At 69.5% G+C, this 12,518-nt stretch carries 14 protein-coding genes; 8 read left to right on the top strand and 6 right to left on the bottom strand.

Annotated elements, in window-relative coordinates; genetic code table 11:
* Positions 1-9: 9 nt before the first annotated feature.
* A complete protein-coding gene (locus AB7I40_RS17475; RefSeq protein ID WP_428344414.1) occupies positions 10-732 on the top strand; it encodes a LysR family substrate-binding domain-containing protein in 723 nt (240 codons plus the stop codon).
* Positions 733-778: 46 nt separating this feature from the next.
* Here the strand turns inward: AB7I40_RS17475 and AB7I40_RS17470 are convergent, their stop codons facing one another.
* Positions 779-2,215: a GuaB1 family IMP dehydrogenase-related protein gene (locus AB7I40_RS17470; RefSeq protein WP_428344413.1), complete on the bottom strand. Its 1,437-nt coding sequence runs from the start codon at positions 2,213-2,215 to the stop codon at positions 779-781.
* A 24-nt stretch (positions 2,216-2,239) separates the two neighbouring features.
* On the opposite strand from AB7I40_RS17470, the gene galK reads away from it, so the two are divergent.
* Positions 2,240-3,391, top strand: coding sequence for a galactokinase (galK, locus tag AB7I40_RS17465; RefSeq protein ID WP_428344412.1), 1,152 nt, complete (start codon positions 2,240-2,242; stop codon positions 3,389-3,391).
* Here galK and AB7I40_RS17460 read toward each other — a convergent pair.
* Together AB7I40_RS17460 and AB7I40_RS17455 are read right to left on the bottom strand one after the other, a co-directional pair.
* Positions 3,381-4,817, bottom strand: coding sequence for a pyridoxal phosphate-dependent decarboxylase family protein (locus tag AB7I40_RS17460; protein WP_428344411.1), 1,437 nt, complete (start codon positions 4,815-4,817; stop codon positions 3,381-3,383). The genes galK and AB7I40_RS17460 overlap by 11 nt on opposite strands.
* Positions 4,814-5,434: a hypothetical protein gene (locus AB7I40_RS17455; RefSeq protein ID WP_428344410.1), complete on the bottom strand. Its 621-nt coding sequence runs from the start codon at positions 5,432-5,434 to the stop codon at positions 4,814-4,816. Before AB7I40_RS17455 ends, AB7I40_RS17460 begins: the two co-directional genes overlap by 4 nt.
* Positions 5,435-5,535: 101 nt before the next feature.
* Here AB7I40_RS17455 and AB7I40_RS17450 point away from each other — a divergent pair, with 101 nt between their 5' ends.
* From AB7I40_RS17450 to AB7I40_RS17440, 3 genes are all read left to right on the top strand, one after another.
* Entirely contained in the window at positions 5,536-5,823 is a 288-nt protein-coding gene (locus AB7I40_RS17450) for a YiaA/YiaB family inner membrane protein (RefSeq protein WP_428344409.1), read from the top strand.
* An 18-nt stretch (positions 5,824-5,841) separates the two neighbouring features.
* Positions 5,842-6,435 carry a peptide deformylase gene (def, locus tag AB7I40_RS17445; RefSeq protein ID WP_428344408.1) on the top strand — a complete coding sequence of 198 codons (594 nt, stop codon included), beginning with the start codon at positions 5,842-5,844 and terminating at the stop codon, positions 6,433-6,435.
* 68 nt (positions 6,436-6,503) lie between these two features.
* Positions 6,504-7,247, top strand: coding sequence for a hypothetical protein (locus tag AB7I40_RS17440; RefSeq protein ID WP_428344407.1), 744 nt, complete (start codon positions 6,504-6,506; stop codon positions 7,245-7,247).
* Here AB7I40_RS17440 and AB7I40_RS17435 read toward each other — a convergent pair.
* Genes AB7I40_RS17435 through cobT form a run of 3 tightly spaced genes read right to left on the bottom strand, consistent with a single transcriptional unit; the run spans position 7,244 to position 10,309 of the window.
* On the bottom strand, positions 7,244-8,047 hold the full coding sequence (locus tag AB7I40_RS17435) for a TrmH family RNA methyltransferase (RefSeq protein WP_428344406.1): 804 nt from the start codon (positions 8,045-8,047) through the stop codon (positions 7,244-7,246). The two genes, AB7I40_RS17440 and AB7I40_RS17435, sit on opposite strands and share 4 nt — an antisense overlap.
* Positions 8,040-9,251: a uroporphyrinogen-III C-methyltransferase gene (cobA, locus tag AB7I40_RS17430; protein ID WP_428344405.1), complete on the bottom strand. Its 1,212-nt coding sequence runs from the start codon at positions 9,249-9,251 to the stop codon at positions 8,040-8,042. The genes AB7I40_RS17435 and cobA overlap by 8 nt, the downstream gene beginning before the upstream one ends.
* Positions 9,248-10,309 carry a nicotinate-nucleotide--dimethylbenzimidazole phosphoribosyltransferase gene (cobT, locus tag AB7I40_RS17425; RefSeq protein ID WP_428344404.1) on the bottom strand — a complete coding sequence of 354 codons (1,062 nt, stop codon included), beginning with the start codon at positions 10,307-10,309 and terminating at the stop codon, positions 9,248-9,250. The genes cobA and cobT overlap by 4 nt, the downstream gene beginning before the upstream one ends.
* 77 nt (positions 10,310-10,386) lie before the next feature.
* On the opposite strand from cobT, the gene AB7I40_RS17420 reads away from it, so the two are divergent.
* Genes AB7I40_RS17420 through AB7I40_RS17410 form a run of 3 tightly spaced genes read left to right on the top strand, consistent with a single transcriptional unit; the run spans position 10,387 to position 12,464 of the window.
* Positions 10,387-10,908, top strand: a complete 522-nt coding sequence (locus AB7I40_RS17420; protein WP_428344403.1) for a YbhB/YbcL family Raf kinase inhibitor-like protein — start codon at positions 10,387-10,389, stop codon at positions 10,906-10,908.
* 30 nt (positions 10,909-10,938) lie between these two features.
* Positions 10,939-11,922, top strand: coding sequence for an alpha/beta hydrolase (locus tag AB7I40_RS17415; RefSeq protein ID WP_428344402.1), 984 nt, complete (start codon positions 10,939-10,941; stop codon positions 11,920-11,922).
* The gene (locus AB7I40_RS17410) at positions 11,919-12,464 is read left to right on the top strand and encodes an RDD family protein (RefSeq protein ID WP_428344401.1); all 546 of its coding nucleotides are present in this window, start codon (positions 11,919-11,921) and stop codon (positions 12,462-12,464) included. Before AB7I40_RS17415 ends, AB7I40_RS17410 begins: the two co-directional genes overlap by 4 nt.
* Positions 12,465-12,518: the final 54 nt, after the last annotated feature.

Raw genomic sequence — 12,518 nt, 5'->3', positions numbered from 1 at the left:
AGTGGTGACGTGGCGTTTTCCGTGGGATTTGTGCCTGGTGTGACGCCTGATAAGTGGGCGCGAGTCTGGCGCAGGCGTGAGACCGAAGAGTTAAATCTTTCCCTGGTGGACCCGGATGACCAGGAAACAGCCCTGATCGAGGGCCGCCACGATGCCTGCTTCGTGCGAATGCCGGTCGATCGCGGCCGACTGCACTGCATCGGCCTCTATCGCGAGGTGCCCGTGGTCGTGGTGCCCCTCGACCACCCGGTCACGGCGTACGACGAGATCGCGCTGGCCGATCTGGCGGGCGAGCAGCTGGTGCAGGGGGACGTGCCTCAGTGGTCCGAGGTGAGCGCCGTCGAGCAGCTGGCCTTCCCTGACATGAGCATCAAGGACGCTATCGAGGTGGTCGCGAGCGGCACCGGAATCGTGGTCGTGCCGATGTCCGTGGCACGACTGCATCACCGCAAGGACGTGGAGCATCGCCCCGTCCTCGACCTGCCCGAGACTGAGATCGGCCTGGCGTGGCTGCGCGACAACGACGATCCGAGGATCCAGACCTTCATCGGCATCGTGCGGGGACGCACCGACAACAGCTCACGGGGTGAGCGGCCGAGCGGCCAGGCGGGCAGCGGGACACCCGCCCCACACGGCGGTGACGCAGCGCCGCGACCGGCACCCAAGCGCAAGGCAGCGCAGAAGGCCGCGGACAAGAAGGCCAGACGACGCGGTGCGGGACGGACGCGCTAGAGCAGGACCCCTTGCCACCGATGCGGTCGAGGGTGCTTCCAACTGGTCACCAGGACGTGGCCAACGGCCGGCCCTCGTGGAACCCTGCGGCTGACTGGATCCCCACGACAGCCCTCGCGTGGAGCTCCTCGAGACTTCCAGCACCGGCATAGGTGCACGAGGAGCGCACACCGGAGCAGATCTCGTCGAGCAGGTCCTCGACGCCCGGACTCGCCGGATCCAGATACATCCGCGACGACGAGATCCCCTCCTCGTACAGCGCCTTGCGCGCCCGGTCGAAGGCCGACTCGCTCGAAGTGCGGTTCGCCACCGCGCGCGCTGAAGCCATCCCGAACGACACCTTGAACGGTCGTCCGTCGGCGTCGTGAAGCAGGTCGCCCGGGGACTCGTGCGTGCCGGCGAACCAGGACCCGATCATCACCGAGGCCGCCCCGGCTGCCAGTGCCAGGGCAACGTCGCGAGGATGGCGCACCCCACCGTCGGCCCACACGTGCTTCCCCAGGTCGCGCGCTGCAGCGGCGCACTCGAGGACGGCAGAGAACTGCGGGCGTCCGACACCGGTCATCATGCGCGTCGTGCACATGGCCCCGGGGCCGACTCCCACCTTCACGATGTCGGCGCCGGCCTGGACCAGAGCCCGGGTCCCCTCGGCCGAGACGATGTTGCCGGCGGCCACCGGCACCTCGGGAGACAGGGCCCGAACCGCCCGCAGTGCCTCCAGCATGCGGTCCTGGTGACCGTGCGCCGTGTCCACGACCAAGCAGTCGACCCCCGCCTCCAACAGGGCACTGGCCTTTCCCGCGACGTCACCGTTGACACCCAGGGCGGCCGCGATCCGGAGCCTCCCGTGGGTGTCGAGGGCGGGCGAGTACAGCGTGGAGCGCAGCGCACCGATGCGGGTGAGGATGCCGACCAGGTCTCCGCCCTGTGACACGGCCACCGCGATCCGCTCGCGCGCCGAGTCGATGGCGTCGAAAGCCTCGCGTGGGTCGGCGTCCGCAGCGATCGTCACCATCCGTCGGGTCATGACGTCCTTGACCTGGCTGAACCGGTCGACCTCGAAGCAGTCCTCCTCGGTGACCACTCCGACGGGCTTGCCCTCCGAGACCACCACCGCCGCACGATGCGAGCGCTTGGGGATCAGCGACAGCGCCTCGCCAACGGTCTGGTGGGGTGCGAGCTCGATAGCGGTGTCGAAGACCAGGTGTCGGCTCTTCACCCAGGCCACGACCTCACGCACCACGGCTGCCGGGATGTCCTGTGGGATCACCGTCAGGCCGCCGCGCCGCGCCACCGTCTCGGCCATGCGCTTGCCGGCGATGGCGGTCATGTTGGACACGACCAGGGGCAGCGTGGCTCCGGTCCCGTCACTGGTGGACAGGTCCACGTCGAAGCGACTGGCGATGCCTGAGTGCTGCGGCACCATGAAGACGTCGTCGTAGGTCAGGTCCCAGGGAGGTTTGCTGTCATGGAGGAAGCGCACGTGTGAGGAATCTACCGGCCTACGATGTCCCGCGTGGAATACCTCCCCTCTCCGGACCTGACCGCTGCGGCGAGCGCTGCCTTCACGGCACGCTTCGGGGCCGCTCCCGACGCGATCGGCCGGGCGCCGGGCCGGGTCAACCTCATCGGCGAGCACACCGACTACAACGGCGGCCTCTGCCTGCCCATCGCGCTTCCGCACGCGGCGTACGCCGCCGTCGCGCGACGCGACGACGGGATCATCCGGGTGGTCAGTGACCAGACAGGTCACTGGGAGGGCAGCACCGCGGATCTCGTGCCCGGGGCCACCGGCGACGCTTCCTACGTGCTGGCCTCACTGTGGGCGGCCCGCGAGGCGGGGATCGCGGTCAACGGCCTGGACGTGCACATCGACAGTCAGGTCCCGATGGGCAGCGGTCTGTCCAGTTCAGCTGCGTTGATCTGCGCGACCGTGGCAGCCGTCGCCGACGGGCAGCTCACGTCGAGGAACCTGGTCGAGGCCGCCATCCGCGCGGAGAACGACGGCGTCGGGGCGCCCACAGGTGGCCTCGACCAGACGGTGTCGGTGCTGGCCCGGGCCGGTCACGCCGTCCTGCTGGACTTCGCCGCGGGATCTGAGCGCGTCGTTCGGCAGGTGCCGTGGCGCCCGGAGTCCGCGGGGCACAGCCTGCTCGTGGTCGACACCGGAGTTCGCCACAGCCATGCGGACGGTGGCTACGGCAACCGCCGGGCTGAGTCGGAGGCGGCCGCTGAGGTGCTGGGAGTCACCCACCTAGGCCAGGCCGATGACCTGACTGCCCTGGATGATCCGATCCTGGCGCGCAGGGCACGTCACGTGGTCACCGAGATCTCCCGGGTCCGGAGCGTGGTCGACGCGGTCGGGTCGGGGAACTGGTCCGAGGTAGGACGGCTCTTCACCGCTTCGCACCTCTCGCTGCGCGACGACTTCGAGGTGTCGTGCGCCGAGCTCGATGAGGTGGTCGACGTGGCGCTCGACCGCGGCGCACTGGGGGCTCGGATGACCGGGGGTGGCTTCGGTGGCAGCGCCATCGTGCTGGCACCGCGCAGCGAGATGGACGCGATCGCCGGGGCCATCGTGGCTGCTCTCACGGCACTCGGGACCACACCGGCGCTGCTGCACTCACCGGCCAGCGCCGGTGCCTCCCTCAACTGCTGAGCAGACGGCCGAGCTCACGCCACGTCAGGTCGACATCGGCTCGCGTGGTGCGCCAACCACCCACGGCCAGCCGCAACGCGGCGCGTCCCTCGACCTTCGTGTGGCTGAGATAGGCGGTCCCCGAGGCGTTGATCGCCTCCATGAGGTCCATGGTCAGCTGCTCGGGCCCGATGGCTCGGAACACCACCAGCCCGAGGGAGGGTGGGGTGACGAGCTCGAACCGGTCGTCGCCCTCCACGAGAGCTGCGAAGTGCGCCGCGAGCTCCACTCCCGAGCGCAGGTGAGCCCTCAACCCTTCCAGTCCGTAGGTGCGCAGGACGGTCCAGAGCTTCACCGCCCGGAACCTCCGGCCCAGCTGAGGGTGCCAGTCGCGGTAGTCCACCACGGCGCCAGACTCGGTGGCGGGGTTGCGAAGGTACTCCGGCAGGATCGAGAGGGCACCGATCAGGGCGGCGCGGTCGCGGACCCAGAAGGCACTGCAGTCGAAGGTGGTCAGCAGCCACTTGTGCGGATTGGTGACGTAGGAGTCGGCGTACTCCCCCACTCCCGCGTTGACCCAGCGCAGTTCCGGACAGACTGCTGCCACACCGGCCCATGCGGCATCGACGTGGAGCCACGCGCCGCAGTCACGGGCGATCTCGCCGAGATCAGCGACGGGGTCGAAGCCGCCGGTTGAGGTGGTCCCCACCGCCGCTTGGATCATCAGTGGGGTGAGGCCGCGCTCCCGGTCGGCGGCCACGGCGTTGCGCAGGGCAGGAACCGACATTGCCTGGCTGCCGGGGTCGACGGCGATGGTGCGCACGCTGTCCTCACCGAGCCCGCTCATCATCGCGGCCTTCAGCAACGAGGAGTGCGCCTGGCTCGACCCGTAGATGGCGAACCGGGCCGGCTCGACCCCGGTGGTGCGTGCTGTCCCACCCGTGGCACGGTGCAGAGCAGCCAGGAGCGCGGTGAAGGTCGCCGTGGAGGCGGTGTCCTGGATGACACCGCCGCCCGGTCCGCCCTCGGAGTTCAGGAAGGCCGTCGGCAGGTCCAGCGCCCGCGCCAGCCAGTCCAGGACCACCTGCTCGAGCTCGGTCACGGCCGGGCTGGTCGCCCAGATCATCCCCTGGGCGCCGATTCCGCTGCTGATCAGGTCACCGAGGATCGCGGCCGGGGAGGAGTTCGCCGGGAAGTAGGCGAAGTAGCGAGGATGCTGCCAGTGCGTGATCCCCGGCATCAGCACTCGGTCGAGATCGGCCAGGACCGCGTCGAAGGACTCACCGTGTTCGGGGGCCTCGTGGGGCAGCATCGCGGCGACGTCGCCCGGCTTGACGCTCGCCAGCACGGGCTGGTCGGCGACCGTGTCCCAGTAGTCGGCGATCCAGTCGATCACCTCGTGTCCGTGACGACGAAAGTCCTCCGGGCTCATGTGGGGATCGATCATGAAGGCACCGTATCCGGACCCGCCGCGAGTCCGTAGTCGTGCAGCTCCAACAGGGCCAGCGAGCGGATCAGATCGGTTTCGCCGCGACGCCAGGCGCCAGCTGGATCGTCACTGACCCGGGCCAGGACGTGCAGTGGCTGACGAGTCAGTGCCCTGAGTGCGAAGAGGTCGAGGTCGTCGGAGGAGTCGATGAAGCGCTGGCCGGCAGTGGCGTTGCGGATCCAGCGCACCCGGCCAGGCAGGTAGGCGGCGAGCGCGAGCAGGATCGGCAATGCTGCGGTCGACAGGGCCAGCCACAGTGCGAGGTCCTGGATGGCGCCGGTGGTGCTGCGACTCGCCGAGGCGATGCTGTCAGCAGCGGAGGCACCCTCGTCGAAGGGTGCTGACGCCCCGTCGGGGACCAACGGGATGCCACCGACGGTCTCACCGGCGTTCCGGAGGCTCGAGGCGAGATCCGTGGCCGACGACGTGGCGGTGCGGCTGGGGGCCGCCAGCGCGTCCACCACCTCGTGGACCCCGAGGGCCAGCCAGATGCTCGCCGCGACGAACGCGACGAGGAACAGGTCGGCGGCGACCTGCGCAGTACGGCGGCCCGGGCTGTCGGCGTAGAGCTTCATGCCCTTCATCCGAGCAGTGCTCAGATCTGGTGTCGAGTACTCACCTGGAATCGGGTAGTCGTGCAGGTACGCGGCCGGGCGTGGGCCGCGAAAGTTGACCCATGACCACTCCCAACACCACCAAGACCACCAACGCCTTCTTCCTCCAGGCCGGCCTGTCCTTCGGGGTCGCCCTGCTGACCATGATCTTCGCGGTCTTCTACCTGCCCGTCGATCCGTGGATCCGGGCCTTCCTCGGCCTCGGCACCATGTTCCTGACCACCTCGTCGTTCACCCTCGCCAAGTGCGTGCGTGACGCCCAGGAGACCCAGGCCGTCGTGTCCCGTCTCGACCAGGCCAGGGTCGACAAGATCCTCTCCGAGCACGACCCCTTCAAGCCGCTGATCTGACCCGTTTAGGGTGTGCCCATGGCCGCCTCGACCCCGCCCGCGCCCCTGCTGCCCTACGGACCACTGCCGACGGGGGGCACCGTCCGGGCGATCACCCGGTGGGGCGACCCGGTGATGCACCGGCTCCAGAAGCCGGTGACCGAGTTCGACGAAGAACTGTCCGCCTTGGCCGCCGACATGGTGGCCACCATGTATGCCGCCGACGGGGTCGGCCTCGCTGCGTGTCAGATCGGGGTCGACCTCTCGGTGTTCGTGTTCGACTGCCCTGATGACGACGACCGCCGGGTCCTCGGGGTCGTCTGCAACCCGGTCCTCACCCTCCCCGAGGGACCGACGCGTCAGCTGGACGAGGCAGATGAGGGCTGCTTGTCCTTCCCCGGAGCGTTCGTCGAGTGCGCACGGCCGAGTGTGGCCCGCGTCGACGGTGTCGGCCTGGACGGCCAGCCCGTCACCTTCTCCGGGGACGGCCTGCTGGCCCGCTGTCTCCAGCACGAGACCGATCACCTGATGGGCACCGTCTTCGGGGACCGGATCAGCGCCAAGAGCCGCAAGAAGCTCCAGAAGGCCCATGACAAGGTGACCGACGAGTTCCCCGCCGGCTGGCCCGCCTGACGCCGCCAGGTCTGGACCGGGCCGCCCCACGCATTGACCAGGTCCGGTGGCCGCGCTGTCCTGGGGAGATGCAACAGCCACCGCTGACGCATGGCGCCCGGTCGACGTACCCCGCGGAGCTCCTGGAGGTGCTGCGGATCATCGTGGTCGCCGGAGTGCCACTCGGCATCATCGTGGCTGGCCTGGGCAGCCGCCTGGCGATGTACGTGCTGCGGGTGACGTCGCCCGACGCCGTGGTCGGCACGGTCTCCGACGACGGCTTCGTGATCGGTCAGGTCACTGCAGGAGGGACCTACCAGCTGGTGTCCCTCGGGGCCGCGCTGGGCCTGATCGGGGCTGCTGCCTACGTGGCGGTTGCTCCGTGGTTGATCGGGGACGCGTGGTTGCGCCGACTGGTCGTCGGAGTCACCGCGGGTGCCGTGGTCGGCGCCCTGGTGATCCATCCGCAGGGGGTCGACTTCACCCTGCTCGAGCCGACGTGGTTGGCGGTCACGCTGTTCGTGACGCTGCCGTTCGCGATGGGAGTGCTGCTCACCGTCACCGTGGACGCAGCGGCTGATCCCGATTCGTGGACCGCGCAGGGCCGTCGGCGGTGGATCCTGCCCGTGTTGTTGCTGGTCGGCTTCCCCTTGGCTCTCCTGGTGGGCATTGCGGTGGGCGCCGTCGTGGCGATCCTCCTCCCGCTGCGCAGGGCCCTGCTGGAGCCCCTGCGGCGGTCGCGACCCGGAACCCTCGGCATGCGGATGCTCTTCGCAGCGGTCCCGGTCGTGGCCATGGGAGCGCTTGCCAGCGATCTCTCCGAGCTGTTCTAGCGGCGAGCGGTGACGTAGCACGCCACGGCTGTCGCGGCGGCCACGTTGAGCGAGTCAATCCCCGCCGACATCGCGATGATGGCCCGTCGATCGGTGGCCTGTTCCCAGCGCGATGAGAGTCCGTGGCCCTCGGAGCCCAGCACCAGGGCCACCTTGTCGAGACCGGCCACGGCCTCGTCGATCGGGGTCGAGTCCTCCGACAGGGTCAGCGCCACCGTGGTGAAGCCGGCCGTGGACAGCATCGGCATCGCGTCGTACCAGTCGTCGAGCCTGGTCCACGGCATCGTGAAGACGGCTCCCATTCCCACCTTGATCGAGCGACGATAGAGCGGATCGGCACATCGTGGGGACAACAGCACCGCGTCGAAGCCGAGGGCGGCCCCACTGCGGAAGATCGCCCCGACGTTGGTGTGGTCGACGATGTCCTCCAGCACGAGGACGGAACGAGCACCCCCGAGCACCGACGAGACCGTGGGAAGCGCCTGGCGTTCCAGGGAGGCGAGGGCGCCGCGATGCACGTGGAAGCCGGTGACCTCCTCGGCGAGCTCCTCGGACACGACGTAACAGGGTGCGCTGGACGCCGCCAGGACGTCGGACAGCCCCTCGAGCCACCGCGGGGACATGAGGAAGGAGCGGGCGGTGAAACCCGCTTCGGCCGCTCGGCGGACGACCTTCTCGCCCTCCGCGACGAACAGGCCGTGGGTCGCCTCGAGGTGCTTGCGCAGCTGGACGTCGCGCAGGTCTCGGTAGTCGGCCAGCCGCGGGTCGTCCGCGGAACCGACCTCGATGCGATCACCCATAGTGATCAGGGTTCGCCACTGCCACGACATCACCGATCACGATGATCGCTGGCGGCCGAAGACCGAGCGCGGCGATGTCGGCGCCCAGGGCGCCCAGCGTCGTGAGCACCCGCTGCTCACCTGGCATGGTGCCCTCCACGACGACCGCGGCAGGGGTCCCCGGCGGGCGGCCACCCGCGACCAGTGCCGTAGCGATCGCAGCCGCATTGTCCACCGCCATGAGCAGGACGACAGTGCCCCGCAGCTGCGCCACAGCAGACCAGTTCACGAGCGAGTCGCGATGGCCCGGTGGGAGATGCCCGGAGATGACGGTGAACTCGTGCGCGACCCCGCGATGGGTGACCGGGATGCCGGCTCGCGCGGGCACCGAGATGGCCGAGGTCAGGCCGGGGACCACGGTGACCGGGACTCCGGCCTCGGCGCACGCCAGCATCTCCTCGTAGCCCCGGCCGAAGACGAAGTTGTCACCACCCTTGAACCGGACGACGCGTTTGCCGGCCAGGGCCCGGTCGATGATCAGGCGGTTGATCTCCTCCTGCGAGGCCGACCGCCCCCGGGGCAGCTTGGCGACGTCGATGAGCTCCACGTGCGGGCCCAGCTCGTCAAGCAGCTCACGTGGGGCGAGCCGGTCGGCCACCACGACATCTGCGGAGGCCAGGGCGTTGCGGGCCGCGATGGTGACGAGCTCCGGATCACCGGGGCCACCGCCGACCAGCACGACGCCCGGCGTGCGGTCGTGGGTGGCGGTGATGACTCCCTCACGCAGCGCCACCAGGATCTCGTCTCGCATCGCGGCTGACTTGCGTGGCTCACGATTGGCGAGCACCGCGACGGTGACCCCCTCGTGCCGCCCCGTCGCTGGCGTCCAGGCAGTCGCCTCGGAGGCATCGTCGGCACGGACACAGAAGATCCGTCGGGCTTCCGCGGCCCTGCTGACCCGGGCGTTCACCTCAGGATTCGCCGTGGCAGCGATGACGTACCAGGCGCCCTCGACATCGGAGTCGACGAACTCACGCAGCTCGATGGTGATCTCGGGGACGAGTCCCTCGATGGCGGGCGTGACCACTGGTGAGACCAGCGTGACGTCGGCGCCTGAGGCAATGAGCACCGGCACCCGCCGCTGGGCCACGTTGCCACCACCGACCACGACCACCCGCCGTCCAGCGAGACGGAGTCCGGACGGGTAGGGAGGAAACTCGCTCACGCGTCGATTCCCGCACTCTCGAACGTGGCCATGTGGCGCAGGACCGCGGCGGCCGACCGGATCAGCGGGAAGGCCAGCGCGGCGCCACTCCCCTCACCCAGGCGCAGGTCGAGGTCGACCAGTGGTCGCAACCCCAGCTGGTCCAGTGCAGCTCGGTGGCCCGGCTCGACGCTGCGGTGACCCGCGAAGCAGTAGCCGATCGCGTCCGGTGCCATCCGTTGTGCCACCAGGGCGGCGGCACCCGCGATCACCCCGTCGAGTACGACGGGCACCCGGGCGGCGGCGCCTCCGAGGATCAACCCGACCAGGCCGGCGTGCTCCAGCCCTCCGACCTCGGCCAGCACGTCGATCGCATCCGCGTCGCCCGGGATCCGAGCGGCGGCCTCGGCCACGATCCGGGTCTTGCGCGCGAGCATGTCGTCGTCGATGCCGGTGCCACGACCGGTGATCTCGTCAGCCGGGCGCCCGGTCAGGAAGCTGATCAGGCACGCAGACGCCGTCGTGTTGCCGATGCCCATGTCGCCAGTGGCCAGCGCGTCGTACCCCCGCGCGACGAGGTCCCTGGCCACCTGGATCCCCACCGCGACGGCGTCGTGGGCCTCGGTGCGTGACATCGCCGGTCCCCGCGACAGGTCGGCGGTCCCCGGTCGGATCTTGCGCACCCAGACGACCTCGTCCTCCTTGAGGTCCGAGGCGACCCCGATGTCGACGACGACCACGTCCCCGCCGGCCTCCGCCGCCAGGACGTTGACCGCGGCACCGCCTGCCCGGAAGTTCTCCACCATGCCCGTGGTCACCGCCTGGGGCCAGGGAGTGACCCCACTCGCGACGACCCCGTGGTCGGCGGCGAAGACGGCCACGACCAGTTCCTCCGGCACCCGCGGCGGACAGCGACGCTGGATGCCGGACAAGGTCACCGACACCTCCTCGAGCACGCCGAGGGAACCAGGTGGCTTGGTCAACTGGGACTGACGGGCCCGGGCGGCGTGCATCGCCTCCACGTCGAGGGGACGGATCGAACCCAGGGTCTCGGCCAGCAGGTCCTCGGAGGTGTCCACCCGGTCATTGTGTCGAAGTGACGCCCCGAGCGTCACACCTGGTTGGCCCGGACCACCCTGCGGACTAGGTTTCGAGCATGAGCCTTGATCGCCCCGTTGCCCCCGACCCCTACGACCTGTTGCCACGCACGGCCACCTTCTCGGTGACCAGCGCCGACGTCACCGATGGCCAGCCGCTCAAGGACGACCAGGTGGCCGACCTCGGCAACACCTCGCCCCAGCTCAGTTGGAGCGGTGCACCCGAAGGCACGAAGTCCTACGTGGTCACCTGCTTCGATCCCGACGCCCCCACCCCGAGTGGCTTCTGGCACTGGGTTCTCGTGGACGTGCCCGCCGATGTGACCTCCCTGGCAGCGGGAGCCTCGGCAGCCGACCTGCCCGGTCCCGCCTTCCACGTCCGAAACGACGGTGGTGCGGCAGGTTTCATGGGCGCCGCACCGCCGCAGGGCGACCAGGTGCACCGTTACTACTTCGTGGTGCACGCCGTTGGCGAGGAGAGCCTGGGCGTCGACGCCGACGCCTCCCCCGCGGTCGTCTCCTTCAACCTGGCCTTCAAGACGTTGGGCCGGGCCATCGTCATGGGCACCTACCAGCACTGATCCGGGCCGGTCCCTGTCAGACTTGCGCCCATGACCGAGCCGGACATCCTGGGGGCGCCGTACACGGCCGAGCAGATCGTGCTCGCCGACGACGACGAGGGCGCCGTCGTCGCGACGCTCGTGCATCGCCCCGCCGACGGGGTCTCCAGGCCGGTCGGCGCGGTGTTCCACGTCCACGGGTTCGCTGACTACTTCTTCCAGACCGAGTACGCCGAGTGGTGGACCGCGAGGGGCTACGACTTCTACGCCGTCGACCTGCGCAAGTACGGCCGGTCCTTGGGCGAGCACCAGACCCCGAACTATGTGGCTGACCTGCGTGAACACTTCGCCGAGATCGACGAGGCGTGGACCCGGATCACCGGTCGTGACGGCCATGCTCGGGTCATCCTCAGCGCCCACAGCACCGGTGGTCTGATCGTGCCTCTGTGGGCCAACGACCGAAGCCCTGCCGAGGCGGTGGGCATGGTCCTGAACTCGCCCTGGTTCGACCTGCGCGGATCACTGCTGCTGCGCACCCTCGGGACGAAGGTGATCGATCGCCTCGGCGCCCTCCAGCCCAAGCGGGTCCTGCCCCGCGACGTCTCCGGCTTCTATGCCCGCAGCCTGCATCGCGATCACGAGGGCGAGTGGGACTTCAGCCTGGACTGGAAGCCGCTGTCCTCCTGGCCGGTCCACGCCGGTTGGCTGCGAGCCGTGCGGCGCGGACATGCCGAACTGCAGGCGGGACTGGACCTGACCATCCCCACGCTGGTGCTCTGCTCCACCGCCACAGGCGCCCCGGTGGAGATGGACGAGGTCGTGCACAACACCGACATCGTCCTCGACGTGGCGCACATCCGACGTTGGTCTCCCGCCGTGAGCCGCCACGTCACCATCGTCGGCATCGAAGGCGCACGGCACGACACCGTCCTGTCGCGCCCGCCGGTGCGCGCCCGGGTGTACGCCGAGATCGAACGCTGGCACTCGGCGTACCTGAGCACTCAGGCCCATCAGCAACGAGAGGAACTCGCATGACGAACCCACCGCCGCCCGACTTCACCAAGTCGGGCGGTTCGCAGGCTGAGACCGTCCCCGGCGGCCTGGGCGCGCGATTCTCGGCTCGCCTGATCGACGGAGTGCTCCTGCTGCTGGTCAACTTCACGGTGGTGTCGCTGATCGTCCGGGTAGGTTTCGGCATCGGACCCACCGAGAAGATCAGCGCCGACACCGCTGCCGGTATCGGTGCGGTGACCGCGCTGGTCAGTGCCCTGATCTACGTCGGCTACTTCACCCTGCTCGAGTCCACGCGTGGCCAGAGCGTCGGCAAGATGGTGATGAGGCTGCGCACCGTCGGTCCGGACGGCGGGGTGCCGACGCGGAAGGAGGCGCTGCGACGCAACCTCTTCATGGGCTACCCGCTGTTGGCCGCCATCCCCGGGATCGGCGGACTGATCGGGCTGGGTGCCCTTCTCGCGGGTGGGCTGATGATCGCTGTGGGCATCAGCAACGACCCGGTCCGGCGCCAGGGGTGGCACGACCGATTTGCCGGCGGCACCACGGTGATCCGGCTTCGCTAGTTGCCCGTTCGGGGCCACGCGGCTTCGCTCAACCTCTACATTGTGATCCACGCG

The sequence above is a fragment of the Nocardioides sp. genome (assembly GCF_050246775.1).
In the GTDB taxonomy this organism is placed as follows: Bacteria; Actinomycetota; Actinomycetes; order Propionibacteriales; family Nocardioidaceae; genus Nocardioides.
Note: the sequence above shows the minus strand (reverse complement) of the source record. Positions and strands in the feature narration are given on the sequence as shown.

Excerpts from the sequence above, each read along its gene's own strand:
- galK (WP_428344412.1), top strand. The coding sequence starts at position 2,240 with ATGTCCCGCGTGGAATACCTCCCCTCTCCGGACCTGACCGCTGCGGCG.
- AB7I40_RS17460 (WP_428344411.1), bottom strand. The coding sequence starts at position 4,817 with ATGATCGATCCCCACATGAGCCCGGAGGACTTTCGTCGTCACGGACAC.
- AB7I40_RS17455 (WP_428344410.1), bottom strand. The coding sequence starts at position 5,434 with ATGAAGCTCTACGCCGACAGCCCGGGCCGCCGTACTGCGCAGGTCGCC.
- AB7I40_RS17450 (WP_428344409.1), top strand. The coding sequence starts at position 5,536 with ATGACCACTCCCAACACCACCAAGACCACCAACGCCTTCTTCCTCCAG.
- def (WP_428344408.1), top strand. The coding sequence starts at position 5,842 with ATGGCCGCCTCGACCCCGCCCGCGCCCCTGCTGCCCTACGGACCACTG.
- AB7I40_RS17440 (WP_428344407.1), top strand. The coding sequence starts at position 6,504 with ATGCAACAGCCACCGCTGACGCATGGCGCCCGGTCGACGTACCCCGCG.
- AB7I40_RS17435 (WP_428344406.1), bottom strand. The coding sequence starts at position 8,047 with ATGGGTGATCGCATCGAGGTCGGTTCCGCGGACGACCCGCGGCTGGCC.
- AB7I40_RS17420 (WP_428344403.1), top strand. The coding sequence starts at position 10,387 with ATGAGCCTTGATCGCCCCGTTGCCCCCGACCCCTACGACCTGTTGCCA.
- AB7I40_RS17415 (WP_428344402.1), top strand. The coding sequence starts at position 10,939 with ATGACCGAGCCGGACATCCTGGGGGCGCCGTACACGGCCGAGCAGATC.
- AB7I40_RS17410 (WP_428344401.1), top strand. The coding sequence starts at position 11,919 with ATGACGAACCCACCGCCGCCCGACTTCACCAAGTCGGGCGGTTCGCAG.